At 37.6% G+C, this 25,289-nt stretch carries 26 protein-coding genes; 11 read left to right on the top strand and 15 right to left on the bottom strand.

Going from position 1 to position 25,289, the window contains the following annotated elements; all coding sequences use genetic code 11:
- Positions 1-97: 97 nt before the first annotated feature.
- The 6 genes from E0W68_RS11560 to E0W68_RS11535 all read right to left on the bottom strand — a co-directional run bounded on the left by E0W68_RS11560 (position 98) and on the right by E0W68_RS11535 (position 4,206).
- Positions 98-856, bottom strand: coding sequence for a LytR/AlgR family response regulator transcription factor (locus E0W68_RS11560; RefSeq protein WP_135219594.1), 759 nt, complete (start codon positions 854-856; stop codon positions 98-100).
- 115 nt (positions 857-971) lie between these two features.
- Positions 972-1,292, bottom strand: a complete 321-nt coding sequence (locus E0W68_RS11555; protein ID WP_135219593.1) for a 2TM domain-containing protein — start codon at positions 1,290-1,292, stop codon at positions 972-974.
- Position 1,293: 1 nt separating this feature from the next.
- Positions 1,294-1,920, bottom strand: a complete 627-nt coding sequence (locus tag E0W68_RS13865) for a 2TM domain-containing protein (RefSeq protein ID WP_162845834.1) — start codon at positions 1,918-1,920, stop codon at positions 1,294-1,296.
- Positions 1,904-2,218 (bottom strand): 2TM domain-containing protein, encoded by a 315-nt coding sequence (locus E0W68_RS11545; RefSeq protein ID WP_135219592.1) that lies wholly within the window; start codon positions 2,216-2,218, stop codon positions 1,904-1,906. The genes E0W68_RS13865 and E0W68_RS11545 overlap by 17 nt, the downstream gene beginning before the upstream one ends.
- 2 nt (positions 2,219-2,220) lie before the next feature.
- A complete protein-coding gene (locus E0W68_RS11540) occupies positions 2,221-3,570 on the bottom strand; it encodes a 2TM domain-containing protein (protein WP_135219591.1) in 1,350 nt (449 codons plus the stop codon).
- A gap of 12 nt (positions 3,571-3,582) precedes the next feature.
- Positions 3,583-4,206 (bottom strand): tetratricopeptide repeat protein, encoded by a 624-nt coding sequence (locus E0W68_RS11535; RefSeq protein WP_135219590.1) that lies wholly within the window; start codon positions 4,204-4,206, stop codon positions 3,583-3,585.
- Positions 4,207-4,347: 141 nt separating this feature from the next.
- On the opposite strand from E0W68_RS11535, the gene E0W68_RS11530 reads away from it, so the two are divergent.
- A complete protein-coding gene (locus tag E0W68_RS11530) occupies positions 4,348-4,761 on the top strand; it encodes a hypothetical protein (RefSeq protein ID WP_135219589.1) in 414 nt (137 codons plus the stop codon).
- Between the two features lie 17 nt (positions 4,762-4,778).
- Here E0W68_RS11530 and E0W68_RS11525 read toward each other — a convergent pair whose 3' ends face one another.
- The 3 genes from E0W68_RS11525 to E0W68_RS11515 form a co-directional block, all read right to left on the bottom strand.
- A complete protein-coding gene (locus E0W68_RS11525) occupies positions 4,779-6,932 on the bottom strand; it encodes a TonB-dependent receptor (RefSeq protein ID WP_135219588.1) in 2,154 nt (717 codons plus the stop codon).
- A gap of 141 nt (positions 6,933-7,073) precedes the next feature.
- Entirely contained in the window at positions 7,074-8,048 is a 975-nt protein-coding gene (locus E0W68_RS11520; RefSeq protein WP_135219587.1) for a hypothetical protein, read from the bottom strand.
- Positions 8,049-8,202: 154 nt separating this feature from the next.
- Positions 8,203-11,640: a methylmalonyl-CoA mutase family protein gene (locus E0W68_RS11515; protein ID WP_135219586.1), complete on the bottom strand. Its 3,438-nt coding sequence runs from the start codon at positions 11,638-11,640 to the stop codon at positions 8,203-8,205.
- 142 nt (positions 11,641-11,782) lie between these two features.
- Here E0W68_RS11515 and purU point away from each other — a divergent pair, with 142 nt between their 5' ends.
- Positions 11,783-12,634, top strand: a complete 852-nt coding sequence (purU, locus tag E0W68_RS11510) for a formyltetrahydrofolate deformylase (RefSeq protein WP_135219585.1) — start codon at positions 11,783-11,785, stop codon at positions 12,632-12,634.
- A gap of 54 nt (positions 12,635-12,688) precedes the next feature.
- Here purU and E0W68_RS11505 read toward each other — a convergent pair whose 3' ends face one another.
- Both E0W68_RS11505 and E0W68_RS11500 read right to left on the bottom strand, forming a co-directional pair.
- Positions 12,689-13,342: a VOC family protein gene (locus tag E0W68_RS11505; RefSeq protein ID WP_135219584.1), complete on the bottom strand. Its 654-nt coding sequence runs from the start codon at positions 13,340-13,342 to the stop codon at positions 12,689-12,691.
- 124 nt (positions 13,343-13,466) lie between these two features.
- On the bottom strand, positions 13,467-14,945 hold the full coding sequence (locus E0W68_RS11500) for a catalase (protein ID WP_135219583.1): 1,479 nt from the start codon (positions 14,943-14,945) through the stop codon (positions 13,467-13,469).
- Between the two features lie 143 nt (positions 14,946-15,088).
- Here E0W68_RS11500 and E0W68_RS11495 point away from each other — a divergent pair, with 143 nt between their 5' ends.
- The 3 genes from E0W68_RS11495 to E0W68_RS11485 all read left to right on the top strand — a co-directional run bounded on the left by E0W68_RS11495 (position 15,089) and on the right by E0W68_RS11485 (position 17,360).
- The gene (locus E0W68_RS11495) at positions 15,089-15,820 is read left to right on the top strand and encodes a DUF4197 domain-containing protein (protein ID WP_135219582.1); all 732 of its coding nucleotides are present in this window, start codon (positions 15,089-15,091) and stop codon (positions 15,818-15,820) included.
- 16 nt (positions 15,821-15,836) lie between these two features.
- The gene (locus E0W68_RS11490; protein WP_135219581.1) at positions 15,837-16,550 is read left to right on the top strand and encodes a DUF4197 domain-containing protein; all 714 of its coding nucleotides are present in this window, start codon (positions 15,837-15,839) and stop codon (positions 16,548-16,550) included.
- A gap of 405 nt (positions 16,551-16,955) precedes the next feature.
- The gene (locus tag E0W68_RS11485) at positions 16,956-17,360 is read left to right on the top strand and encodes a thioredoxin family protein (RefSeq protein WP_135219580.1); all 405 of its coding nucleotides are present in this window, start codon (positions 16,956-16,958) and stop codon (positions 17,358-17,360) included.
- On the opposite strand, the gene E0W68_RS11480 is transcribed toward E0W68_RS11485, so the two are convergent.
- Both E0W68_RS11480 and pyrF read right to left on the bottom strand, forming a co-directional pair.
- A complete protein-coding gene (locus E0W68_RS11480) occupies positions 17,361-18,158 on the bottom strand; it encodes an ABC transporter substrate-binding protein (RefSeq protein ID WP_135219579.1) in 798 nt (265 codons plus the stop codon).
- Positions 18,159-18,173: 15 nt separating this feature from the next.
- The gene (gene pyrF, locus E0W68_RS11475) at positions 18,174-18,986 is read right to left on the bottom strand and encodes an orotidine-5'-phosphate decarboxylase (protein ID WP_135219578.1); all 813 of its coding nucleotides are present in this window, start codon (positions 18,984-18,986) and stop codon (positions 18,174-18,176) included.
- Positions 18,987-19,253: 267 nt separating this feature from the next.
- On the opposite strand from pyrF, the gene E0W68_RS11470 reads away from it, so the two are divergent.
- The 4 genes from E0W68_RS11470 to E0W68_RS11450 all read left to right on the top strand — a co-directional run bounded on the left by E0W68_RS11470 (position 19,254) and on the right by E0W68_RS11450 (position 22,138).
- The gene (locus E0W68_RS11470; RefSeq protein ID WP_135219577.1) at positions 19,254-19,538 is read left to right on the top strand and encodes a hypothetical protein; all 285 of its coding nucleotides are present in this window, start codon (positions 19,254-19,256) and stop codon (positions 19,536-19,538) included.
- A 64-nt stretch (positions 19,539-19,602) separates the two neighbouring features.
- A complete protein-coding gene (locus tag E0W68_RS11460) occupies positions 19,603-20,784 on the top strand; it encodes a hypothetical protein (protein WP_162845833.1) in 1,182 nt (393 codons plus the stop codon).
- Positions 20,785-20,797: 13 nt separating this feature from the next.
- On the top strand, positions 20,798-21,412 hold the full coding sequence (locus E0W68_RS11455) for a DUF6705 family protein (protein ID WP_135219574.1): 615 nt from the start codon (positions 20,798-20,800) through the stop codon (positions 21,410-21,412).
- A gap of 111 nt (positions 21,413-21,523) precedes the next feature.
- Positions 21,524-22,138, top strand: coding sequence for a hypothetical protein (locus tag E0W68_RS11450; protein WP_135219573.1), 615 nt, complete (start codon positions 21,524-21,526; stop codon positions 22,136-22,138).
- 36 nt (positions 22,139-22,174) lie between these two features.
- Here the strand turns inward: E0W68_RS11450 and prfA are convergent, their stop codons facing one another.
- Positions 22,175-23,248: a peptide chain release factor 1 gene (gene prfA / locus E0W68_RS11445; protein ID WP_135219572.1), complete on the bottom strand. Its 1,074-nt coding sequence runs from the start codon at positions 23,246-23,248 to the stop codon at positions 22,175-22,177.
- 70 nt (positions 23,249-23,318) lie between these two features.
- Positions 23,319-23,693, bottom strand: a complete 375-nt coding sequence (locus E0W68_RS11440) for a Fur family transcriptional regulator (protein WP_135219571.1) — start codon at positions 23,691-23,693, stop codon at positions 23,319-23,321.
- Between the two features lie 94 nt (positions 23,694-23,787).
- Here E0W68_RS11440 and E0W68_RS11435 point away from each other — a divergent pair, with 94 nt between their 5' ends.
- Both E0W68_RS11435 and E0W68_RS11430 read left to right on the top strand, forming a co-directional pair.
- Positions 23,788-24,687, top strand: a complete 900-nt coding sequence (locus E0W68_RS11435; protein ID WP_135219570.1) for an NAD(P)/FAD-dependent oxidoreductase — start codon at positions 23,788-23,790, stop codon at positions 24,685-24,687.
- 77 nt (positions 24,688-24,764) lie between these two features.
- Positions 24,765-25,241 (top strand): DUF6265 family protein, encoded by a 477-nt coding sequence (locus E0W68_RS11430; protein ID WP_135219569.1) that lies wholly within the window; start codon positions 24,765-24,767, stop codon positions 25,239-25,241.
- Positions 25,242-25,289: the final 48 nt, after the last annotated feature.

Below are 25,289 nucleotides of genomic sequence, written 5' to 3'. Positions count from 1 at the left end.
TTTATTTAGGATAACTGTTTTATAAAGGGGATTTAATTTCAAATAAATGGAATTACCTGTTTATAAAGCAGTTTTCTGTTTTTCATTAACAGTCCTATTAATTACCCAGCCATTGCCTGAAATCGCTTACACGCTCGCGGCTTACAATAACCTCATCTTCGTTATAGCTGGGAAATATAACTTTTAAACGGGAGTTTGTATATACTACTATATCATTAATGGCATCTATGTTTACAATATGTTTTCGACTCACGCGATAAAATTTTTCCGGGTCAAGCTCACTTTCCAATTGTTCCAAAGTACATTCTAAAAGATAGTCCCTATTGTCTTTAGTATGTATATAAGTCCCTTTATTTTCGCTAAAAAAGCATTCAGCATCTTCTACATTTACTACTTTTAAGCGTTGTCCCATCTTTATTGTAAATCGCTTTTTGTAGCTTTTTTCAATAGGGTTTACCAGCATGCGTTTTATCTGTTCAAAATCGAGCGACAGGTTTTGCGGTTGCGGACGGTGCTCTCTGTACTTACTGATAGCCATTTCCAAATCATCCTCATCTATAGGTTTTAATAAATAGTCGATACTGTTCAGCTTAAATGCGCGCAGGGCATATTCATCATAAGCAGTAGTAAAAATAACTGCGCTGTTAATTTGTATGGCTTCAAATATTTCGAACGAAAGTCCGTCGGAAAGCTGTATATCCAGAAAAATAAGATCGGGATGCCGGTTATTGCTGAACCATGTTACAGACTCTTCTACTGAGTGCAACATCATGTTTGCCTCTACGCCCAGTTTTTGTAGTTTGCGCTGCAACAGCCTTGCTGCCGGCTTTTCATCTTCAATAATAATAACGTTCATTGCCAGTTGATGATTGTTAAGTTAAAGTTCACAGTTATTAGTATAAAACTTAATTCTTAATTCTTAATTCTTAATTCTTAATTCTTAATTCTTAATTCTTAATTCTTAATTCTATTTACTCCCATTTTTGAGATTTATCATGCTCTTGCTGCATCATTTCTTTTATTTTGCGTTCTTCCCAATTATTACCTAAAAACATATTTGCCCCGAAAACGCCTAAAGCATGAAACAGAAGCCCGAACCCCCAAAAGAAAGCAGTACTGAAATGACCAAAAGTAAAAAAGGCTTCTCCCTGCTTCAGCCCTGCCCAAATTAGCACCAGTAAAAAAGCATTTACTAATATATAAGCCGTAAGGTGCATAAAAAAACCTTTTATAGCTTTCACTCTCTTTTTTGCACGATCATATCGCATTTGTTCTTCTAACGGCCTTTCCATATTATTTATATTTTGTTCGTTTCTCATGCTCTTTTTCCATTAATGCTCTAAGTTTTCGCTCTTCCCAGCCTTTACCCATAACCAACGAAGTCCCAAATACTTTGGAGACGTGAACAATAAGCCCTATACTCCAACCCAATGCTGTACCATATGCAATATACATAAACAAGTCCTGCCCTGTTTGTAACCCTATCCAAATTACTACCAGTAAAACAATAATGACTAATATATAGGCAGTAAGGTGTCTGTAAAAATTCCTTAAAGCGCGTACTCTATTTTTGGCGCGATCATATTGTATTTGTTTGTTTAATGGTGCTGCTACATTATTTATATCTTGTTCTTTAAAATTCTCTTTTTCTATCAGTTCTCTCAGTTTTCGTTCTTCCCAGTTTCGGTTCATAAATGGTATGTAACCAAATACTACTATACCGTACAGTAACATGCCTATTCCCCATAATAGCACAGAATACCATACCCAATGAAAATGAGAATTGTAAACGAGGTTAAAATATATCAGTATCGAATTTGTAATAATGTATATGAGCAAGTTAAAGTAAAATCCTTTTATGGCTGTTACTTTTTTTTCTGCTTGTATATAAGCCTCAGGATTGTTATGATTCTTTTTCATTCCTCCCTTGTTTTTTATTCCTCTCTTCCTCCATAAATTCTCTTATTTTGCGTTCTTCCCAATTTTGGCTCATATAGGGTAAATGACCGAAAGCAGCAAGCCCGTGTATTAGCACTCCGCTACCCCAAGCAATTGTAGAATACCAAAACCAATGATATTCAGGGGTAAACCTCAGGTTTATATATATCAATACTGGTATTACTATACAATAGCAGGCGAGGTTAATATAAAATCCTTTTATTTCTTTTACCTTTTTTTGCGCTCGTTGGTAAGCTCCTTCATTATGCTTCTTTTCCATAACTACCTCCAATTATCGTTCTTTTCTTGTTCCATATACTCCTTTATTTTGCGCTCCTCCCAGTTATTACCCAAAAATGGTAAATAATTAAAAACACTCATTCCGTGTACGGCAAGCCCTATACCCCAACCCATAGCAGGATATAAGAACCACAAATGCTGTGGCGATGTAATAACGTTAAGTAGTATTAAACCTGTAGTAACCACTATATATGAGGTAAGGTGACCATAAAAGCCTTTTATATCCTCTACTCTTTTTTGTGCTTTATAATAACTGGTTTCTGTTTCGGTATATACCGGCTTTTCCATGATTGTCACTTGTTTTGTCAGTATCGGCAGCTTTACCGTAAAATACTCTTGTGTTTGCTCGATAATTACCTTCCGATTTGTAATAATATCATAACGACTTACAATGTTTTGAAGCCCTACTCCTTTTCGGCTATTAAGTACTTCTTTTTTTCTGAAATCATTTTGTACTACCAAGTAGCCCTTTTCTTCAAAAATTTTAATGCGTAAGGGCTTTTGCTGGCTTACTATGTTGTGCTTTATTGCATTTTCCAGTAATAATTGTAATGACAGTGGCACTACTTTGGCTTCAGGGTTTGTTGTCGTATCCAGCATTTCAAAAGAGATACTGTTTTCAAAACGCATCTTCAGGAGGTTCATATACGTCTTTGCAAATGCCAGTTCTTCCTGTACACTTACCAATTCTTTATCGCGCTGTTCCAGTACATAACGATATACTTTAGAGAGCGATGTAGTAAACCGTTGCGCACTATCCGGATTTTCTTCTATGAGTGAGCTTAGTACATTAAGGCTGTTAAAAAGAAAGTGCGGGTCTATCTGATTTTTAAGTGTTTCAAATTTTGCCGAAGCCGTACCGGCAATAATTTTTTGTTGCTTTACCCTGTTTTCCTGATATCTTTTATAGAAATAAAAAATATGTCCCAGCATACTCATTATAAGGGTAATAATCATGGCTACATAGTAGTTTGAGAGTTTCTCCTCTGCCCAAAACTCCTGCCACGATTCGCCTTCTACTACTATATCTTCAAATATCCTTAAAAGGAATATGACCAGCATAGATACCAAAACCGAAGCTATAAAACCTGTGAGTATGCGTATTACAAAGGCTTTTTGGTTATTAAAAACCTTTGCCATAGTAGCAAATACAAGAGTGTTAGCTCCGTACAGCATAACGGTATAAAGCATTGTAAAAAGAAACCCTGTAAACAACTGAAAGTTCCAGCCTACAGTTTCTCCTGAGGCAACGGCAATAATTACCAACACCACAAAAATGATGACACCAAGCCCCAGTGCTTTAAGAAAATCTTTAAATAATGCCTTAATCATTGCTGCTTGTTTTTATTTATTGCACTGCTCTAATTGCTGTGTTGCTCTGTCCAGTCCCCATGTTGGGTGAAAAGGTGTCTCAGGCTTAAAGGTAGCAAAAAGTTCTATGGCACGCTCTATTTCAGCGCACATAGGGGTAGTATCGCTGCCAAAATATTTAGCCGAACCTATTTCAAAATCGGCTTTAGAAAAAACCACTCTGGGGTTCTCCGGTGCTATAGCCAATGCTTTGGCATAAATGGCATTTACTTTTCCTGAAAGCTTCATACCGTTAGTCATAGGGTCGTAAACTATCCATGCTGTGTGTATCATAGCCTGCATTACCAGAAGTTCGGCATTATCAGGAGCAATCATCATCGCTTTATCCTGAGCTTCTTGTGCTTTAGCCAGCAACGCAGGTACTTTATCCTTATTATCAGGCTGGAAAGCAGCTACGGTATTAACTAATGCTACATAATAAGGCGGTAACCAGTTATCTTTCTCGGCACCTCCTATTCTTTCAAATAAAGCTGATGCTTCTGTAGGTTTGCCTTCTCCCCATAATCCTAATGCTTTTTGCATTCCTGTTTCATACTGCGATTGTGCACTTAGTGTGCTGCATACTAATAAAACGAACATTGTAATTAATCGTATCATATTTTTAAGTTTTAATGGTTGTTATAATTTAACAGTACAAAGATGCAAAGGTTTATACAAGCATGAAAAAGTGTTTATCTGAACTGTCGGTTTTTAATGATGAGTTGTTATTTGGTTTATATTTGACTAAAAATAATCAGCATGAGCCAATTTAAACAATATATACTTGAGCCTCTTAAGCCTACTGCAATAGAAGCAGATATTAGTAAGAATAATATAATCTTATTTTTCAAAAATTATGATTGGCGTTTTTTCCTTAAACAACTTGAAGAAGCTAATGAAAAAGACATTAACTGGTCGCCCACATTAGAATTTGAGAATAAAGAGAATAAACATAGCTTATCAATTTCAGCTGTTGGCTCACATAGTGATTATATATTTTACATTTTTTATAAACGCCCAAAAAAAGTAAAAAAATGGTTTGGACTTACTGAGGCTATGAATAAAAACTATGTTTCCGAATTACTAGATCAAACAGAAGAAGACACCTCAAAATATTTACAAGCATTAATTGAAGGGAATTATAATTATCTTGAAGAAAAGATAAATAAATAAATAAGTCCGCTGTATAACTACAAATTCTCTAACTGATTTGTTTTCTTGTCATTACTAATCGTCCAGAAAAAGCCTACAAAAAAGAAACGGTCAGCAGGCTGGGTAATAGCCTGTCGGGCAAACTGTCCGCTTACGTCAGGGGTATTGGCATAACTGTACCCAAATACATTATCGTTGCCTGTAACATTGGAAACTGAGAAGTACAATATTTTTTGCTGGGTTAGCAACCATGCCCAACTTATGCTGAGGTTATTATAGCTTTGGGTTTTTCCGTTTATAAAAGCGGCTTCGTTAGGATTGTCATAAGGGCGACCTGAATTAAATGTATGCGTTACCCCCAACTGCGACCTCAATGCGTTTATCCAATACTTTGTTACTACAGAGAAATTATGCGTAGCAATATATGACGGTGTTACTGAGTTTTCATAATTTCTGTAATCGCGCTCACTATCTATGTAGGAATACGAAATCCAGTATTCCAGGTTTTTAACCGTTTTATCGTCCCGCCAAAACAAGTCGAGCCCCTGTGCATAACCGCTACCGGTATTATTGAACTGTGTGTTATATTGAAGCATATTGGTATCATACTTTACCAAATCGGCATAGTCTTTATAATATGCCTCTGCCCTAAAAGTGCGTCCGTTATGGTTATACATATAATTAGCAATATAGTGCGATGTTTTTTCGTACTCAAAATTTTGGTAATACTTCAGGTAGTCCTGTCGCGGTGTTTGGTAAAAATCGCCATAGGCTACAGAGAACTGCCCTTTTTTACCCACCTTATAAGCTAATGCCACTCTGGGTTCGAAAGAAGTTTCTCCCAATACACTTGAGTTAGAAGTACGCAAACCTGCTTTTAACGCCAGGTTTTTCGAGAAAAATATATCGGTTTCGGCATACAGCGCCGCTATCGAGTTGTTATAACCGCTGTTATAGGAGAAACCCGTAGGCTCGTTATAATCTTCATTAAAATCAGTGATGAAATAATCACCGCCAAAAGTCAACTTAAACTGATTGGTAATTGTTTTTTTCAATCGTAGTTTTATATGCGAACTGTGCTCTCCGTTAGTAACGCTATTTTCATTTATACCTATATCATTATGGCTGTACCCATAGCTAAACCCGGTGTGTACAGACCACATATTGCCCAACACCCCGTTGTAAGAACTGTTAACATACAGGTTATCATTATCAATACCCGTGCGTACAGGATCGGTAAAATTGATATCCTTTTGATTAATGCTGAAATCGGCATGGTCGAAAGCTACATAAGTTTTCAACAAACCATTGGCAAATTTATAACGATATACCGCTTCGCCCGATAATGACTGATAGGGTTTATTCCAGCTCACATTTTGCGGTATCAACCACTGGTAAGGCTCTAAGTTGATGTAAGCCATATTAATACTAAGCGAGCTCTTTTCCCATTTTTGGGTATTACCAAGCCCCAGCCCTACCGTCATAAGCGATATATCGGTTTGCTCCTGTTCCGGCTCATCAATCGTATTAAGCAGCAGCACACTGGAAAGTGCCTCGCCATACTCTGCCGAGTACCCTCCTGTAGAAAACGTCATCCCCTTAAACAGAAAAGGCGAAAAACGACCGCGTGTGGGTATGTTATTAGCACTCGCACCATAAGGCTGTGCCACCCTGATGCCATCTACAAACGTTTGAGTTTCGTCTGCCTCTCCACCACGTACAAACAGCCTGCCGCTTTCGCCTACGGTTTGCGTACCGGGTAATGTTTGCAAAGCTGCTATAATATCGCCTGCACTGCCTGCGGTGGTAACAATATCTAACGGTTTTAAAACGTTAGTTTTAGTATTATCTCCCGCCTGAAATGTTCCTGCCGAGATAACCACCGCATCGAGCGTGTTTACATTTTCGCGCAGCTTATAAGTTTGTGGTTTGTATTCCTCTACTACTATCGGCTGCCTTGCTTCCTCATAACTAATAAACGATATCACAAGGGTTCGGTTTCCCGTTGCCGTAGTTTCAAAAGAGAAAGTACCATCCTCTGCAGTAACCGCGCCGTCATACGTACCATCAATATACACATTGGCAGCCGTAATCGGCTTATTATTAGCGTCAACTACTTTTCCGCTTATGGTTACCTGTGCAAAAATTGTATTACAAACACAAAGAAAAATAATTGTAAAGATTGATTTCATTATAACTGTTGTTTTTTGATGGTACAAAGTTGCACCACAACATATAACCGTCATAAAAAACAATACTGAACTGTAATATGATACTGATGAGTTGTTCAAACAAATAAAAAGCCTTTCCAAATGGAAAGGCTTTTTCGAATCTTAATTAGTTCTTTTACCCCGTATAGTTCTTGCAAAAAGGGTTTGCCATCCGAATTTATGTTCAATCCTAAAAAATTGATCTTCTGGTCTTTTTAGAAGTTCTGTTCTACTTAAAGTACTTAACTCCCTCCAATTCTCAAATAAGATGTAAATAGCATTGCCATACTGTAAGTTCTCAAAAGCAACTAAATTTTCTGCGTATTGAACCCCAAAATAATTTCTCATCCCACTTTTTCCAGATATTATATTTTGAGGATTTAGAGACATCATTACATCATACCTATCACCTAATGTATTGATATAATTTCTGTTTGCATTAGGTCTTCTATTAAGTATCCTTTGAATATCACCTTCTCTTGTACCAGGAGGAAAAAAATCCCAATCAACAACCAATGTCCTTAAATATTCCTCTCTTGTCAAATTTGTTTCATGCACATCAACTTCTCTAAAATTTTCTTGAAGCAAATTTATATTACAGAGTAAATCAATTAAAAAATTCTCATCGTTTCTATTTAAACACTCATCAACATAAACCCTAACAGTAAAATATCTTTCATTATTTAAAAGTTCATCATTTAAAATTTCCAAATTTATTGATAATTCTTTAGGAGGGATAGTAGTGGAAGGATATGCTAATTTCCTAATATATAATGAAAAAGATCCTTTTGTCCAATCTCCATAGATTGGTCTTTCTCCAGCATACCATGTTTTATATATCTTTTCTTGGTCTCTATGAGTAATTTTAAACCCATTTATATTTCTCTTACTATAAGTACCATTAGTAGCTTCTGGAATGAAATTATCTAAATAATTTAAATTATTATTTTCAATTCTAAAATTAAAATTTCGAAATCCCTGACTATCGAAATCTCGTTCAGAAATTCTTTTAACAATACTGACTTGTACATTCTCTTGTTGAAAATTGTTCAGTTTAGCTTGAATAAAATGTGGAATCCTTCTGTAATTGTTTGGCATAATTTATAGTTTTTATAAATAATATATAAATAATTTAACAAATTTTATGCCTTTTTTAAATATGTTAAATTAATGCCAAAATGTCAGTAACAAAAAAAGCCCTCCCGATTGGAAAGGCTTTATCATATAATCAAATTTTCAAAAAATCTATATTTTACATATTCCTCCTGTACTGCCCGCCTACTTCAAACAACGCAGCAGTAATTTGCCCTAACGAGCTTACTTTGGTAGCTTCCATAAGCTTTTCAAAAATATTCTCGTTTTGTATAGCAGTTTCCTGTATTACCGCAAGGGTTTCTTTAACCTTTTCGGCATGAGCGCTATGTAGGGTTCTCAACGTTTCTATCTGGAATTGTTTTTCTTCTTCCGTAGCACGGATAACCTCAAGCGGTACAACCGTTGGCGAACCTTTACTGCTCAGGAAGGTATTTACCCCAATAATCGGGAACTCGCCGGTATGTTTCAACGTTTCGTAATACAGGCTTTCTTCCTGTATTTTACTGCGCTGGTACATGGTTTCCATAGCGCCCAGTACACCGCCACGCTCTGTAATACAGTCAAACTCGGCAAGTACGGCTTCCTCTACAAGGTCAGTTAATTCTTCTATAATGAACGAGCCCTGTATCGGGTTTTCATTCTTGGCAAGCCCAAGTTCTTTATTGATGATTAGCTGTATTGCCATAGCTCGGCGTACGCTTTCCTCGGTAGGGGTAGTAATCGCCTCATCATACGCATTGGTATGCAGCGAGTTGCAGTTATCATATATTGCATATAGTGCCTGCAATGTAGTACGGATGTCGTTAAAGTCGATTTCCTGTGCGTGCAGTGAACGCCCTGATGTTTGTATGTGATACTTCAACATCTGTGCACGCTCATTTGCTCCGTACTTGTTTTTAAGTGCCTTAGCCCATACTTTTCGCGCCACACGACCTATCACGGCATACTCAGGGTCGATACCATTACTAAAGAAGAACGAAAGGTTAGGACCAAAATCGTTGATATTCATACCTCTGCTCAGGTAGTACTCTACATACGTAAACCCATTGGCAAGCGTAAAGGCAAGCTGTGTAATTGGGTTTGCTCCGGCTTCGGCAATGTGGTAACCCGATATAGAAACCGAATAAAAGTTCCTGACATTATTAGTAATAAAATACTCCTGCACATCGCCCATTAATCGGAGGGCAAACTCGGTAGAAAAAATACAGGTATTTTGTGCCTGGTCTTCTTTTAATATATCGGCTTGTACTGTACCACGCACCTGGCTCAGGGTACGTACTTTTATTTCGTTATATACATCCGAAGGCAATACCATATCTCCGGTAACGCCAAGCAGCATTAACCCAAGACCGTCGTTACCCTGTGGTAAAGCTCCGTTATAACGCGGACGCTCTACGCCTTTATCGGCATATATTTTTTTGATTTTTGCTTCAACTTCTTTTTCCAGTCCGTTTTCTTTAATGTAAAGCTCACATTGTTGGTCGATCGCAGCATTCATAAAGAAACCAAGTAACATTGGTGCAGGACCATTTATAGTCATACTTACCGATGTCATTGGGTGTGCTAAGTTGAAACCTGAATACAGTTTTTTAGCATCATCCAGACAGCAGATGGAAACTCCTGCATTACCAATTTTACCGTAAATATCAGGGCGATAATCAGGGTCGTTACCGTATAATGTAACACTGTCAAACGCTGTAGATAAACGTTTTGCCGGCATACCCAAGCTCACATAGTGAAAACGACGGTTAGTACGCTCCGGCCCTCCCTCTCCTGCAAACATACGGGTTGGGTCTTCTCCCTCACGTTTAAACGGATATAATCCTGACGTAAAAGGAAACTCTCCCGGTACGTTTTCCTGCAAGCACCAACGCAGTATATCGCCCCATGCCTGATATTTAGGCAGGGCTACTTTTGGTATTTGCGAATGCGAAAGCGATTCGGTATGCGTTTGTATATTTATTTCCTTATCCCTTACTTTAAAAGTATATACAGGATTTTTGTATTTATTTACTTTTTCGTCCCAAGTCAGGATAATTTCCCAGTTATAGGGGTCTAAATTCATTTTTACACGGTCGAACTCTGCTACCAGTAATTTAAGGAAGTCATTGCTGTTCCAATCATTATCCGCTTCAATACCAAATTTGGTAAGCACAGGCATTTTTCCTGATACCGATTCTATCGTTTTAAAGATACCATACAGCTTTTGTGCTACTTCCTGCTGTGTTTTAGCCGTTTCGTCGTAACTGCGGTTGTTCTCAGCAATTTCACTAAGGTAACGGGTACGATTTGGCGGTATCACAAATATCTTTTCACTCATTTCGCGGGTAATCTCAAATGTTGACTTTAAGTCAGCACCTGTTTTCTCTACAACAGTATCCATTATCTTTTTGTAGAGAGTATTCATGCCCGGGTCATTAAACTGCGAAGCGATTGTACCAAACACAGGCAAATCGTCAGGGTTTGCATCCCATAGGTTATGATTGCGTTGGTATTGCTTTTTTACATCCCGAAGTGCATCCAGCGAACCGCGTTTGTCAAACTTATTAATCGCTACAAGGTCGGCAAAATCAAGCATATCAATTTTTTCCAACTGTGTAGCAGCACCAAACTCAGGTGTCATTACATATAACGACACATCAGAATGCTCTAATATCTCGGTATCAGATTGCCCAATACCCGATGTTTCAAGAATTATAATATCATATTTTGCAGCTTTAAGCACTTGTATGGCTTCGGCTACATATTTAGAAAGTGCTAAGTTACTTTGGCGTGTAGCAAGCGAACGCATATATACCCTTGGGTTATTTATGGCATTCATCCTGATACGGTCGCCCAATAATGCACCACCTGTTTTACGTTTCGATGGGTCAACAGAGATAAGCCCGATAGTTTTTTCTGGGAAGTCGATAAGGAAACGACGTACCAGCTCATCTACTAATGATGATTTACCCGCACCACCTGTACCGGTTATACCCAACACGGGGATAGCCCCTCCCGCCCCCAAAGGGGAAGCCTCCGAAGAAGGCTGAAAAACTTTATGGTATTCGGCAGGATAATTTTCTGCTAATGATATAAGCCTCGCAATAGCGGGGATTTCCTTTTCATCAAGAGCTTGTTCTATTCTCTTCCCTTCGGGAAGGGTTAGGGATGGGCTTGAATAATCTGCCTGCTGTACCAAATCGTTTATCATTCCTTGCAGCCCAAGCTCGCGCCCGTCATCCGGTGAGTAAATACGGGTAATACCATATTCGTGAAGTTCTTTTATCTCTTCGGGCAGGATAACTCCGCCGCCGCCGCCAAATATTTTTATGTGCCCTGCTCCTTTTTCTTTAAGCAGGTCGTACATGTATTTAAAGTATTCGTTATGTCCGCCTTGGTAGGATGTCATGGCTATGGCGTTGGCATCTTCCTGTATAGCTGTATTTACTACTTCTTCCACACTACGGTCGTGCCCGAGGTGTATAACTTCTACACCTGTCGATTGAATGATACGACGCATAATATTTATCGCTGCATCGTGACCATCAAATAGTGAAGCTGCTGTAACTATTCTTACTTTATTTTTAGGGGTATAAGGCTGTGCTTGTTCCATTGTTAAAAGATATTCATTTTTCGAGCCGAAAGATAAGAATAATATAAAAATTTACCTATCAATTAGCTGAAAACATAAAAGTGAAACAAGACCCGAAAAAATGATCTTTTATGTTTAGTTTTATCACTTAAATAACTAAAAAATGAACCGAATTATCTTACAGTTACATTGTAATGATGCCAAAGGAATAATAGTTACCGTAACTAATTTCTTTTTGCAGGCAGGCGGTAATATTGTGTATATAGACCAGTATGTTGACAACATTAACAATATGTTCTTTATGAGGCTTGAATGTGAGCTTCCTGAAAATACTGACTCTGAAAACTTAAAGTATCAGTTTAATAAAGAGGTTGCCGAGGCTTTTAAAATTTACTGGCAATGGTATGAAAAACAACACAAATTAAGGCTGGCGCTTTTTATATCAAAATATGAGCATTGCGTGTATGATATCCTTGCCCGAACCAACATGGGAGAACTGAATGTAGAAATCCCTTTGATAATAAGCAATCATAAAGAACTTGAATACATTGCACAAAGGTTTGACATACCATTCTACCATATTCCATTTACCAAAGAAATAAAAGACAGTGCGCAAGAACAACAAATAGCAATTTTAAAAGAGCATAATATCGAATTTATAGTACTTGCACGATATATGCAGATTATCGGACCTAAACTTCTTAGCCTCTTTTCTAATCAAATAATTAATATACACCACTCGTTCCTTCCTGCTTTCCCGGGCGCAAAGCCCTACCATTCTGCCTATAACAGAGGAGTAAAAATAATTGGTGCTACCAGCCATTATGTTACCGAAGAATTGGATGAAGGTCCTATAATTGAACAGGATACTATACGTGTATCACACATCCATTCTATAAACGATTTTATTATTAAAGGACGGGACATGGAGCGCATGGTACTGAGTAGAGCTGTAAAGCTACATAGTGAACGAAAGATAATGGTGTACGGCAACAGGACAATTATATTCTCTTAAAAAACTTTGGAGCTAAGAAACGGAGAATATATAAAGTATATAGTAAATGTCTTGTTATTTTATGAACTGGTGTACAACTCCTCCGTTCATAAATAAGATACGAGTATGGTAAGAATGTGCTTTTATTGTTACAGGATACCACTCACGTCCGGTTTCGGCAATGATAAAAAGACCGTCATCATCACCCATAACGGTAAACCGGTCTGCGCGTGGCTGCCTGTGAAAAACAGGCACTCCAAGCCTTGCAGTAATCATATCGGCAAACTCAGGAACTCTGGGTGTCACCAAACCTATCTCGCTTATTGATATATAAGATTCACTGTCAAAAGCTTTATCAGACACCACATTGTTATCATAACGGGTTATAAATTCTACTATATTACCATTATTATCATAAAAATAGAAAGACCGGGCATGCCAGTTCCTAAAATCGGCAATATCGCTTCCGCCGGGTACAGGTATAATGCTAACTTTACCTTTCATGTAACGATGTCCTTCATCAAACCGATTATTAGGCACATCAATGGCAAAATGATATACAGGTTTTACATTCTCTGATTTCCTGAAAATAAGTTTTGTATATCCCACCTCATAAATAAGTACCGTTTTACCTTCCTTATGGTAGGGTTCTAATCCTAAAACTTCTTTATAAAAAGATTCCGTTTCAGGAATATTATCACTAAGCAGTTCCAGTTCAATTATTTTCATTCTAAGATAATTTGAAAGTACCAGCAAGTTAGTCAATTCTTTGTTCTGGCACTATTTTATTACGTAAAACAATAAAAAAGCCCCTGCTGTGCAGAGGCTTAATATAGTTTACAAAACAGTTATTTTATCGCATCATATTCATATCTACAGTAACAGCTAAACCTTTGGCGACTGCCATACCCAGGTTAACATCGGCTCTAAACCAATGACAAAGCTGCCTGTTAATTATTTCTTCTTTCTTAGGTCCGTTTACTCCGCTCATAGCTCCTACTATGTTGCTTATGGTATTGGCTTTGGCTTCATCGGTCATCAATCGGAAAAGATTTCCCGGTTGTGTGTAATGGTCATTCTCATTTTCTGCATTACGGTCATACCAGTCGGCAATTGTACTTTCCAACTCCCAAGCCGGTTCTTTGTAGCTCTCATCTATTGTAATGTTGTCAAAACTGTTTGGGAAATAATTGGGGTTACTGCCACCATTGCCATCAATGCGCATCGCTCCGTCTCTCTGATAGTTATTTACCGCAAAAGGGCAACGGTTTACGGGTATCTGCTCATAATTAGCTCCCAGCCTGTAACGATGTGCATCAGGGTATGATAACAACCTTCCCTGAAGCATCTTATCCGGCGAGTAACTAATACCATCTACCACGTGTGCGGGTGCAAATGCTGACTGCTCTACATCCTGAAAATAATTATCAGGATTACGGTTCAGCTCAAGTACTCCTACATCTATAAGCGGATAATCGGCATGCGGCCATACTTTAGTAAGGTCAAACGGGTTTATAGGATAGGTTTTTGCTTCTGCTTCGGGCATTACCTGTATTTTAAAGTTCCATTTGGGGTAGTTACCCTGCTGAATATTTTCGAAAAGGTCACGCTGCGCAAAATCAGGATCTTTACCCTTCATTTCTGTCGCTTCGCTATCAGTAAAGTTTTTAATTCCCTGTGCGGTTTTAATATGGAACTTTACATAAAACCGTTCATTATCTTTATTGATGAAAGAAAAAGTATGGCTGCCAAACCCATGCATGTGTCTGTATCCGTATGGCGTACCCCTGTCGCTCATTAATATTAATACCTGATGCAGGCTTTCAGGATTAAGTGACCAGAAATCCCACATCATTGTGGGTGATTTCATATTGGTTTGCGGGTCGCGTTTTTGAGTGTGTATAAAGTCGCCAAATTTTTTAGGGTCTTTTACAAAAAATACCGGAGTATTATTTCCTACCAAATCCCAGTTACCATCTTCGGTATAAAACTTGAGTGCAAATCCGCGCGGGTCGCGCTCTGTATCGGCAGAGCCTTTTTCGCCTCCTACTGTAGAAAAACGAAGTAGGGTGTCTGTCTTTTTCCCAATTTCCGAAAACAGCTTAGCTTTGGTATATTTAGTAATATCATGGGTTACCGTAAACGTACCGAATGCAGCAGAACCTTTGGCATGTACCACTCTTTCAGGAATGCGCTCCCTGTTAAAATGAGCCATTTTTTCGTGCAGTATATAATCCTGCAATAAAATTGGTCCGCGAGGTCCTACAGTTTGCGAATTTTCATTTTCTGTATAAGGTCGGCCGGAGGCTGTAGTTAGTTTATCATGCTTCATAATTAATATATTTATAGGTTATTAGCATAAAAGTATGGTTTTTAATTTGCATAATTGTAAATATAAGATTGTTTATGCCTATACCAAAATAGTGACATCCTATTGGAACAGTTTTTGTATGGCTCATATAAAATTTACAAATCATGAAAAAAACATTTTTTTCCTTACTGTTAATTGCCATCATCACTACAACTGCCAATGCGCAGTTTAAAGACGTTCTTAACAAGGCAAAAGAGAAAGTAAGCAGTGTAACAGGAAACAGTTCACTCAATAATACAGATATAGCTTCAGGACTTAAGGAAGCACTGAATAAAGGTGTTACCGACCAAGTTACCAAACTAACAGCCGAAGATGGATTTTATAAAAACGAAGCAGTAAAAATACTTTTACCGGAGGAACTGCAAAAGGTAGATAAAAAATTACGCCAAGTAGGTATGAGCGAACTTGCTGACGAGGGTATAAAAGTGCTGAACCGTGCTGCCGAAGATGCTGTAAAAGAAGCTACACCCATATTTGTAAATGCCATAACCAACATGAGTTTTAACGATGCCAAAAATATATTGATGGGTGCCGACAACTCGGCTACACAATACTTAGAAAAAACAACCACACAACCCCTATATACCAAGTTTAGCCCTGTAGTAAACGAATCGTTACAAAAAGTAGGCGCTGATACCGTTTGGGAAAAGATTATAACAAAATATAACAGCATACCGCTGGTAAGCAAAGTAAATCCTGACCTTACCGACTATGTTACCAACAAAGCGCTGGAAGGTGTTTTTACCATGATAGCAATAGAAGAAAAGGATATAAGAACAAATTTATCTTCGAGAACTTCCGATTTATTGAAAAAAGTATTTGCTTTACAGGATTAAACAAAAGCATATACCCATGAAGAAAATATTTGGAATTATCCTTGCCGCATCGTTCACGCTTTCGGGCTGTGCCGAGCTACAGCAAGTAGCATCGCAACTGCCACAATCAGGAGTAGGAGGCTTGAGTAATGCCGACATCGCATCAGGACTTAAAGAAGCTTTAGATAAAGGTATTGATAAACAAGTAGCCAAGCTTACCAAAACGGATGGTTTTTATAAAAATCAATTGGTAAAAATACTTTTACCGGCAGAACTGCAAAAAGTAGATAATACCCTGAGAAAAATTGGTATGGGAAGCCTTGCTGACGAGGGACTGAAAATGATGAACCGCGCTGCGGAAGATGCCGTAAAAGAAGCTACACCAATATTTGTAGATGCTGTTAAGAACATGACTTTTAACGATGCTAAAAACATATTGATGGGAGCTGATAACTCAGCTACAAACTACCTGCAAACCACTACCTCATCAAAATTATATACCAAATTCAACCCTGTTATAAAATCGTCTTTTGATAAAGTGGGGGCTGACAAGGTATGGAGCAGTATAATTACTAAATATAACGCTGTGCCCTTTGTAGAAAAAGTAAACCCGGATCTTACCGATTATGTTACCAACAAAGCCTTAGAGGGTGTTTTTACTATGATAGCGGTAGAAGAAAAAGAGATACGCACCAACATTAACGAGAGGACATCCGTATTACTTAAAAAAGTATTTGCGCTGCAAGATTAAACTATTTACCAAATTCATTATCAATAACATATAAATAACATACGCTTAACAAATATGCGAATATTAATTATTTATTTTGCACTCAAATAAATGAGTTTTCTCACATTTGGTTAGGGTTAGTTAGAAAAATGCCGATATTGTATTATATCGGCATTTTTATTATTTGTAAATCAGGATGGTAGCTTATGTCGATTATAGTGGTATAAGTGATACTTCGGAGCCTGATTTTTTAAATTTTTACTATTATTTTTTGAACTTTCCTTCTAAAATACGATGTACATAATCGGGGACTAAAAAAGATTATTGCCCAATGTTTTTAACCAAAAGCATCTCATGAGTATGTATTTTTTATACTTTTACTGAAAATTTAAGACTTTGAAAGGGTATTTAGCAGCAATATGTTTAATGGTAAACACAGTAAGTTTTTGCCAGGAGTGGCATACTGATTTTGACGCTGCCAAAAATAAAGCTGCTGCGGAAAAGAAAAACATCCTCTTGCTGTTTACAGGGTCTGACTGGTGCGAACGCTGTACAGAACTGGAAAGAAAAGTATGGCAAAGCCCGGAATTTAAAGCCGAAGCCGAAAAAAGCTGGATTTTGCTGCGTGCTGAATTTCCTGAGAAAAAAGGCATACCAGACCCGGTAGATGTAAATAAAATGAACATGATACTCACGGAGCGTTACAACCGTAACGGCTTTTTTCCGTATATCGTAATACTAAACAAGTATGGTCGCGTTATAGGAAGGACGGGTTATGAAGAATTTGATACCGCAAAAGAATACCTTACTTTATTTAAAAATATAAAATAGTTAGCCTATTCTTTCCTGTAACTGCTTGAAATACGGAAAGGCTTTTACCATTCGGCTGCCATACCACGAAAACATCTCGCCATCTACAAAAACCGTTTTGGCATGGTGGGTAAACCGCCCTATTTCAAAAGCGTCTTCTTCTTTAAAAGGATAAGGTTCAGAGGAAAGCAATACTACATCAGGATCGCCCTGAATACGCATTTTTTGGATTATAATTTCAGGATACCTGCCCCTGTCTTCATAAATATTGGTAAACTTATTCAGTTTCAGCATTTCGTTGATAAAAGTATCTCCACCTGCTGCCATATAAGGGTTTTTCCAAATAAGATAGGCTGCTTTTTGAACCTCCCTGCCCTGCATAAAGTTGTTAAAATCAGCTACAGCATGATTTATTTTATCAATCCATTGTTGTGCTTGGGTACGCACGGCAAATAGTTGCCCAAGTGCAGCAATCATATCAAGACTATCCTGCACTGTAATAATATTGCTTACCCATACAGGAGCTACTTCGCGCAAGGCTGTTACTATTTCTTCTGTATTCTCCTCCTTATTGGCAATAATAATATCAGGCTGCAAAAGTTTAATTTTTTCGATATGCACTTTTTTAGTCCCTCCTATTATCTTTTTAGTCGATTTAAGATGATACGGGTGTACGCAAAACTTAGTAATACCCACAATCCTGTCCTCTAAACCCAAATCAAAAAGCAACTCTGTTTGCGAAGGCACTAACGATACAATGCGTTGCGGTACAGCTTCCAGTGTTACAGTATTACCCATTTGGTCAATATAAGTTTTCATACTATAATTACCGGATTATGAAAGCAACTTTGCCATTTCCTGTTGTATTTTCAGAGCTTCTTCTCGCGCTTTTTCGGCAAAATCTTCTCCGTTGGAAGCATAAATAATTCCTCGTGATGAGTTAACCAAAAGCCCTACTTTATCGTTCATCCCATATTGGCATACCTCTTGCAGGCTGCCCCCTTGTGCGCCCACACCAGGTACAAGCAAAAAATTATCGGGTACTATTTTGCGTATTTCGGCAAAATGCTCTGCTTTGGTGGCACCCACTACATACATCAGGTTTTCGCGGTTCTCCCATGTTTGCGATGTTTTTAATACTACTTTGTATAACTCTTCATCGCCTATAGTTTGTGTCTGGAAATCAAACGCACCTTCATTCGAGGTTAAGGCAAGCAATATGGTAAACTTGTTTTTCACGGCAAGAAACGGCGAAACACTGTCTTTACCCATATAGGGCGCCACCGTTACCGAATCGAAATTCATATCCTGCAAAAATGCCTTAGCATACATTGCCGACGTATTACCAATGTCGCCACGCTTGGCATCGGCTATGGTAAAAACTTCAGGATGTTTGATGTTTAGGTAATTTATAGTTTTTTCCAGCGACTGCCAGCCTTTGAGTCCGTGCGCCTCATAGAAAGCTGTATTGGATTTGTATGCTACTGCCAAATCATGCGTTGCATCAATAATCGCTTTATTGAATTCAAACATTGGGTCTTCTGCTGCCAGCAGGTGCTGCGGTATACGCTCCATATCGGTATCCAACCCTATACACAGAAAAGATTGTTTTTGTAGTATTTGGTTGTATAGTTGTTGTGTTGTCATGCGAATATTATGATTATTTCCGTTTTTACAAAAGTAAACAATGTATGCTGTATAAAGAAACATAATAAACAAGGTGGTTACTATTTTTATAGCTTCCCAACCTTTTTATAAAAATTATACTCTATAGATATAAAAGGAAATAATATCTATGAAAAATAAAATTTAAGCGACACGAACATCATATTAAAAAAACGTTAAAAGATAATTTTCAATTCTATTTTTAATAATTAATCGTATTTTTCGATATCTAATTTAAATTACTAATACATGAAACAAAACCTTCAAAAAGTAGCTGTTGTTATTACGGCTATGCTATTTACGTTATTTACAAGCTGTGAAAAAGATGACAGCATTACCAGTGATAACGCCATTAATCAGGACGAAACAGGTGCATCTAAGATACTTAAGGGTAAAGATGCTGCAAGCGCAATCGCTATGTATTATGACCAAATTGCTAAGTCAAAACTGAGTAGCAATGGTATGATGCTTAAAGCTGACGACACTTTTGTACTTGATGAAACCGAAGTACTTATGGTAAAAACACAGGAGTAATGGAAAAACAAACTACACCTACCGGGTAAGACATTCTCGTGACTCTGAAACTACCTTTTTTAACGTGGTTATTACCGAATGGGGAGGTCTTAGAAAAACAATGTTGCTTGAATATGAGATGACAACCGATTTTGCGAGCAGATATAACAACGGTGACGTAGATTTTGTAGATTTTGACGGATATTTATATGTAAATATCTTAAATGCGGACTCCGGCTTTCCGTGTAACGATTCGCCGGGCGGTGGTTCAGGAATCCCTATATCAGGGGGAGCTGGCGACAGTTCCGGCGGGAGCGGAAGCGGTGGAAGTTCCGGAGGTGGTGGTGGAGGCGGCTCTAACGGAAATGGCAACCCCCATAATGAATTCTTTTTAATGCACCTATACGCTCAACTTGAAATGAGCCTATCTTACAGTGCTGAAAATGCCGAAAATAATGGGGGAGGGAATGATGGCGGAGGCGACGATGATGAAGAATGGATAGAAGTTAGTCGTTCACCCCGCTACTTTAGTGTACCTCCTGATGATGATACAACCAACCCGTGTGGCGAAGGTGAAGAAATTGGGATTTTTAATCCCGTACAAATTATAAACGATGCGCAATTATGTAACGACCTTAAAGCAAAATCGCAAGACCCTAACTTTACGGCTTTAATGAACGGGCTAAAAACCAAAGCAGGAACGCAAAATTTTGAATCGGCTTATACTATGTATCAAACACCGGGACAAGGTTTAAACTTTTCATCAGAGTTTACAGGAAGTGCCAATGTTGCTAATGGTGGTGAAGTATCTTTACAAATACAACAATCGTCAACGCAAACGCCTATTAATTCCATAGGTTTTATACATTGCCATTTAGATAATGGGGTTACTTATAAGGTGTTTTCTTTACAAGATATTATTGCACTTGCACAAATAGCGCAAACATCTACACGCCCAACTTCCGAACTCGCTCTATATGTAACAACAGCAAGTGGTACATTTGCTTTAAAAATAACTAACAAAGCAGCATTAGTAAATATGTTGCCTCAACTAACAGATAACTACACGCATAATTTGAATGTACGAGAATTTGATAGGTATGTTAAGAAAGGTAAACCTGTAAATGAACAAGTGAAAGGGTTGTTAGAACTTATGAATCATCGATTTCCTAATATGATGAACCTATATCAACAGGATGCCAATGGTGACTGGAAAAAATTAGAACTCAATCAATTCGGAACAGGAATAAATTCAACTAACTGCTAAAAAATTAAAACTTATGAAAACATATATAACATTATTCACATTATTACTATTTAATTTTGTATCTGCACAGCAACTCCCGGTACTAAGCACCACTCAGCTTTCAAATGCAGATAATGATATGAATTATGGGGCTAATGGCAACTATGCCATGGATACAGCAAACGAACGCGACCAGTATGTAGGCACATGGGAATACAACCAAAACGGCACATTATTTCAGGTTAAAATTGAGAAAAAGGATATGGATATGAATCAGATTACGGGGAGTGGAGTACCCGGTGTTGACTTTTATAATTATACTGATGTGGTTACTTTTAAATATAAATTGGTAAAGAATGGTGTAACTATTTATAATAATCTGAATACTACCTATACCGAAAACTCCACCTATTTTCCAGCAATACAAAGCGGAGGTGATAATTACTTGTATGGACGATTTTTAGATTATACAAGAAATGTGGCAGGCATAGTCACAGTTACTAAACTGAATACCACTAATCCTGAAAAAATTATTTTTAACATTAGCCTAACTGGGAATTACAAACGTAACCCTGACACCTATTATGATGATGGACAACCCTTGTTTACTGTACCAACAGGAGAAATTGAAATGGTAAAGATTAATTAGTTTAAAAAATAAAAATCCTGCCAGTTGGCGGGATTTTATTTTAATTCCAACTTTCATGGTAAAAATAACCTCTATGTAATAAGGAGAATGATAACTAAAATTTTTAAAATCATGAAAACATATATTAATTTACTACTATTATTTCTTATAACAACTGTTTCGTGTCATTATCCGGTTAAAGAAAAACCTGTCATTCCTGAAAATCAACCTATAGTGAGTTATATTAACTCATATACTGAAAATAATGCACCTATATTAGTTTTTGAAGGTAGTAGTAATAATGCTTCACATGTTATAAGAACGTTATGGCACGGACGTTTATCTGATTCTGTATATAGAAAAGATGACCTTAAATTTATTGAATCTGATTATTATGATAAAGATGCTTGGGAAACATTTTCGGAAAAGTATAGTAAAAGTGATACTGATGAACCTTTGAAAAAGTGGAATGAGAACGACTTTACATTTGCATACAATATAATTACCCTTGAAAGCATAGAAGAATTATTAGATAATCCAAATCTTCGTAAGAAGAAAGGAAAACTTTATTCATTTTCTGATGTTTTCTACTACAATAAAAAATATGCAATATTTATGCTACATGTATATTCAGATATTATACTTTCAAAAGAAATAGATGAAGCTGTTATCATTATGAAAAAAGAAAATGGAACATGGAAACTGGCTGATAAAGTGAGGATTGATCCCTTTATAATATTCCTTTAAATAAAAAATCCCGCCAATTGGCGGGATTTGTATTTCTTAGAAAACTTCGCTTTCTTTAAGTTTTTCGGTATTGTTTACGAGTTGCAATTCCTCAACAATTTTTTGGATATTACCATTCATTACTCCGTCAAGGTCATATAATGTTAATCCTATTCTGTGTTCTGTAACGCGCCCCTGCGGGTAGTTGTATGTACGGATTTTAGCCGAACGGTCGCCACTGCTTACTTGCGAGCTTCGCTTAGCAGCATCTTCCTCCTGCTTTTTGGCAAGTTCCATTTCGTACAAACGAGAACGTAGTACCTGTAATGCTTTATCTTTATTTTTATGCTGCGATTTCTGGTCTTGGCATTGTGCTACCAACCCTGTGGGGATGTGCGTTAATCGTACAGCCGATTTGGTTGTATTTACCGATTGCCCGCCCGGTCCTGACGAACAGAAAAAATCGACACGAACATCATTCATATCTACCTGTACATCAAACTCTTCGGCTTCGGGCAGCACCATAACTGTAGCTGCCGACGTGTGTACACGTCCCTGTGTTTCGGTTTGCGGTACACGCTGCACACGGTGCACACCTGCTTCAAACTTTAGCGTGCCATATACATCCTCTCCTGTAACTTCAAAAATAACCTCTTTAAAACCACCCGATGTACCCTCGTTCATATCTACCACACTGGTTCTCCAGCCTCTGCCCTCGCAGTACTTTGTGTACATCCTGAATAGGTCGCCTGCAAATATACTGGCTTCGTCGCCACCGGCTCCGGCGCGTATCTCTACCATCACATTTTTAGCATCTTCAGGGTCTTTAGGCACTAACATAAACTTGATTTCTTCTTCAAGTTTCGGCAGTCTTTCTTTGGCTTCTTCCAACTGCATTTTTGCCATCTCGGTCATCTCGGCATCGCTGCCATCGGCTATAATTTCGTTTGCCTCTTTTATATTGTCAGTAAGCGTTACATACTCGTCACGCTTTTCTACCAATGCTTTTAGGTCTTTATACTCTTTATTCAACTGCACATAACGCTTTTGGTCGGATATAATATCCGGCTGGATTATAAGGTCGGACACCTCATCAAAACGCTGCTTTATATATTGTAACCTGTCTAACATATTGTTTTCCTACTATTTTTTAGCCGTGCAAAATTACGTAAAAAATCGATACCAAAATACTGTTCCTTTTTTAGTTGCAATTATTGCAATATCCCGTAACCCATCCTGTGGTATTACCTTGTATATATCCTTCCGGCAAATTTACGATAACGGGTTGTGGCAGGCATTCTACCTTTTGGCACTCAAGGCATCGAAAATGGAAATGCTCGTGGTTGTGTTTATCTTCTTCACAACCTGAGCAAAGTGCAAAGTAATATTTACCCTCATCAGATAATATACGGTGCGTGATACCGTCTTCACAAAAACTATTGAGTACACGGTATATAGTAACCCTGTCCATTTTTTCAGTGATTTGTGCTTCTATCATTTCCTGACTCAGTGCTGTTCCTGATGATTTTAATAATTCAATTACAGCTTTTTTTGCGGGCGTCGATCTTCTTTTCATTTTACTAATGCAATTATATTGCAATAATACTAATTTTATTTATATTTGCCAAACTATTCAGTGTCTAATCTATTACAAATTAAACTATAAGATTATGAAAAATCAGTATGAAGTAATAATAATTGGTGGCAGCTATGCCGGGTTATCAGCAGCAATGGCATTGGGCAGGGCATCACGAAAGGTATTAGTTATAGACAGCGGTAAACCGTGCAACAGGCAAACGCCGCATTCTCACAATTTTTTAACCCGCGACGGTGAAACTCCGGCAGCACTGGCAAGTATTGCAAAAGAGCAGGTACTGAATTATCCTTCTGTTACTTTTATTACTGATAAAGCTACAGATGCCAAGAAAACGGATGTGGGTTTTGAAATAAAAACGGAAAGCGAAGAACTATTTATATGCGAAAAACTACTTTTAGCTGCCGGTATTAAAGATATTATGCCCGATATAGATGGCTTTGCCGATTGCTGGGGAATCTCAGTAATACACTGCCCCTACTGCCATGGCTATGAGGTAAAAGGACAAAAAACAGCAATATTTGCCAATGGCGATGCTGCATACCATTACAGTATGTTATTACAACAATGGACGAAAGAGCTTACTATTTTTACTAATGGTAAAGCCAACTTTACCGAAGAGCAAATGACCAAATTTGAAAAACACAATATCAGTGTTGTAGAAAATCCTATTGCAAAACTGGAACACAAACAAGGGCAACTGGAATGTATTGTACTTGAAAACGGAGAAAGATATGATTTCTCTGTGATGTATGCCAAGCCTGAATTTAAACAACATTGCGATATTACCGAAAAAATGAATTTACTTAACGATAATGGTTATGTTAAGGTAGATGAAATGCAACGTACTATTGCAGAAGGTATTTATGCCGTCGGCGATTGTACTACTCCTATGCGGGCAGTAGCGGCAGCAGTGGCATCGGGCACAATGGCAGGAGCTGTAATTAATAATGATATGGCAGCAGCATCTTTTTAAATATCTGTGTAAATAGTAATGGTGGGCTTTATTATTTTAACTACTTTGGCAGTATAAATTTATACAACCAAAGTAGTATGAAAACTAAACTTATCATAGTAGCAGCCATAGGGTGCAGCCTAATTTCCTGTAAGGAAAATAATGATTATAAAGAACTTGAAAAAATGAATTGGCTTATTGGAACGTGGAATAACAGTATGCCTGAGAAAAAATATACAGAAGTTTGGAAAAAAGAAAATGATTCTACCTTTACAGGATATTCTCATATAATTCAGGATAGAGACACTGTTTTTTCTGAATCGATAATTATAAATCAAAGACGCGATTCTTTATATTATATTGTGAATGTTGACGACCAAAATGCCGGAGAGTCTGTATCTTTTACCTTAACAAGTTCTGCTGATGATACATATATTTTTGAAAACCCCAACCACGACTTCCCTACCAAAATTGTTTATAATAAGATAAATAACGACTCCATATTTGCAGAGGTTTCAGGAGAAATGGGCGGGCAAAACAGAACGGTAGATTTCCCGATGAAAAGACAGGAATAATTTTAACAAATATGATATTAGTTGGCAACGATACTTTTCCTATAATTG

The organism is Flavobacterium salilacus subsp. salilacus, from assembly GCF_004634195.1.
Taxonomy (GTDB): Bacteria; Bacteroidota; Bacteroidia; order Flavobacteriales; family Flavobacteriaceae; genus Flavobacterium; species Flavobacterium salilacus.
Note: the sequence above shows the minus strand (reverse complement) of the source record. Positions and strands in the feature narration are given on the sequence as shown.

Coding starts and splice junctions, on each gene's coding strand:
- E0W68_RS11560 (WP_135219594.1), bottom strand. CDS start 856: ATGAACGTTATTATTATTGAAGATGAAAAGCCGGCAGCAAGGCTGTTG.
- E0W68_RS11555 (WP_135219593.1), bottom strand. CDS start 1,292: ATGGAAAGGCCGTTAGAAGAACAAATGCGATATGATCGTGCAAAAAAG.
- E0W68_RS13865 (WP_162845834.1), bottom strand. CDS start 1,920: ATGAAAAAGAATCATAACAATCCTGAGGCTTATATACAAGCAGAAAAA.
- E0W68_RS11545 (WP_135219592.1), bottom strand. CDS start 2,218: ATGGAAAAGAAGCATAATGAAGGAGCTTACCAACGAGCGCAAAAAAAG.
- E0W68_RS11540 (WP_135219591.1), bottom strand. CDS start 3,570: ATGATTAAGGCATTATTTAAAGATTTTCTTAAAGCACTGGGGCTTGGT.
- E0W68_RS11535 (WP_135219590.1), bottom strand. CDS start 4,206: ATGATACGATTAATTACAATGTTCGTTTTATTAGTATGCAGCACACTA.
- E0W68_RS11530 (WP_135219589.1), top strand. CDS start 4,348: ATGAGCCAATTTAAACAATATATACTTGAGCCTCTTAAGCCTACTGCA.
- E0W68_RS11525 (WP_135219588.1), bottom strand. CDS start 6,932: ATGAAATCAATCTTTACAATTATTTTTCTTTGTGTTTGTAATACAATT.
- E0W68_RS11520 (WP_135219587.1), bottom strand. CDS start 8,048: ATGCCAAACAATTACAGAAGGATTCCACATTTTATTCAAGCTAAACTG.
- E0W68_RS11515 (WP_135219586.1), bottom strand. CDS start 11,640: ATGGAACAAGCACAGCCTTATACCCCTAAAAATAAAGTAAGAATAGTT.
- purU (WP_135219585.1), top strand. CDS start 11,783: ATGAACCGAATTATCTTACAGTTACATTGTAATGATGCCAAAGGAATA.
- E0W68_RS11505 (WP_135219584.1), bottom strand. CDS start 13,342: ATGAAAATAATTGAACTGGAACTGCTTAGTGATAATATTCCTGAAACG.
- E0W68_RS11500 (WP_135219583.1), bottom strand. CDS start 14,945: ATGAAGCATGATAAACTAACTACAGCCTCCGGCCGACCTTATACAGAA.
- E0W68_RS11495 (WP_135219582.1), top strand. CDS start 15,089: ATGAAAAAAACATTTTTTTCCTTACTGTTAATTGCCATCATCACTACA.
- E0W68_RS11490 (WP_135219581.1), top strand. CDS start 15,837: ATGAAGAAAATATTTGGAATTATCCTTGCCGCATCGTTCACGCTTTCG.
- E0W68_RS11485 (WP_135219580.1), top strand. CDS start 16,956: ATGGTAAACACAGTAAGTTTTTGCCAGGAGTGGCATACTGATTTTGAC.
- E0W68_RS11480 (WP_135219579.1), bottom strand. CDS start 18,158: ATGAAAACTTATATTGACCAAATGGGTAATACTGTAACACTGGAAGCT.
- pyrF (WP_135219578.1), bottom strand. CDS start 18,986: ATGACAACACAACAACTATACAACCAAATACTACAAAAACAATCTTTT.
- E0W68_RS11470 (WP_135219577.1), top strand. CDS start 19,254: ATGAAACAAAACCTTCAAAAAGTAGCTGTTGTTATTACGGCTATGCTA.
- E0W68_RS11455 (WP_135219574.1), top strand. CDS start 20,798: ATGAAAACATATATAACATTATTCACATTATTACTATTTAATTTTGTA.
- E0W68_RS11450 (WP_135219573.1), top strand. CDS start 21,524: ATGAAAACATATATTAATTTACTACTATTATTTCTTATAACAACTGTT.
- prfA (WP_135219572.1), bottom strand. CDS start 23,248: ATGTTAGACAGGTTACAATATATAAAGCAGCGTTTTGATGAGGTGTCC.
- E0W68_RS11440 (WP_135219571.1), bottom strand. CDS start 23,693: ATGAAAAGAAGATCGACGCCCGCAAAAAAAGCTGTAATTGAATTATTA.
- E0W68_RS11435 (WP_135219570.1), top strand. CDS start 23,788: ATGAAAAATCAGTATGAAGTAATAATAATTGGTGGCAGCTATGCCGGG.
- E0W68_RS11430 (WP_135219569.1), top strand. CDS start 24,765: ATGAAAACTAAACTTATCATAGTAGCAGCCATAGGGTGCAGCCTAATT.